At 62.3% G+C, this 833-nt stretch carries 1 protein-coding gene; it reads left to right on the top strand.

Annotation, left to right across the window (positions count from 1 at the left end):
* Positions 1–833 (top strand): DoxX family membrane protein (locus GY725_19410; GenBank protein MCP4006353.1); only part of this gene is annotated, 833 nt, incomplete at both ends.

The raw sequence follows: 833 nt of genomic DNA, 5'->3' as shown, positions 1-833 counted from the left end.
GCTCGGCGGCTACGTCAGCGACAGATTCGTAAGGAAAGGCGGGCTGCGAGGCCGAGTCCACTGGCTGTTCATCGCCTTGCTGATCGAGGGTGTCGCGCTGATCTTTTTCTCTCAGATGCGCGTGATCGCCCTGGCGATTCCGATGATGATCGTCTTCAGCCTGTTCGTGCAGATGTCCGAGGGCGCGACGTTCTCGATCGTTCCGTTCATCAACAAGAGAGCACTGGGAGCCGTCGCAGGCATCGTGGGTGCAGGTGGAAACATGGGCGCGGTTGGCGCGGGCTTCCTCTTCCGCTCGGAGAATCTCACCTACCCGCAGGCTTTGCTGATCCTCGGTTTTCTCGTTGCCGGGTGTTCGATCCTCACCGTCCTGGTCCGCTTCAAGGCCGAAGACGAAGAAGTGGCCGCAAAGGAATACGCGCTGGCGATGGAGCGGCGCAAGGTCGCAATGGCCGGCCGTGCGCCACTGAGCGATCTCATTCCCGGTCTCAAACACGTACGGCCGATGGACGCCCTGCGCATTTACCTCGGGATCGCCCTGGTGATCAAGGGCGTGTACTTCATCGCCAACATGTCCGACCTGGAACAGACGCTCGGCGCGGGCCTGGGCCAGGGGCAGACGATGATCGCCTGGTCCGTGGTCTTCGCACACGTAATCGGAGGGGCGAGCCTCGCACTCGGCTTCGTGTCACGAGTGGCGGCCGGGGCGAACGCCGTCATTCTCGCCGGGGCGGTGGTCGTTCACCTCGTTGGAACCGCGGACAGCAGCCTGCTCGGCGGAAACCTGAGCTTCCAGTTCACCTTCTTCGTATTCTTCTCGCTGCTGTTGCTGG

This window comes from bacterium, from assembly GCA_024226335.1.
Classification (GTDB): Bacteria; Myxococcota_A; UBA9160; order SZUA-336; family SZUA-336; genus JAAELY01.
The sequence above is the reverse complement of the archived record's forward strand: the minus strand, read 5'-3'. Positions and strand labels throughout refer to the sequence as shown.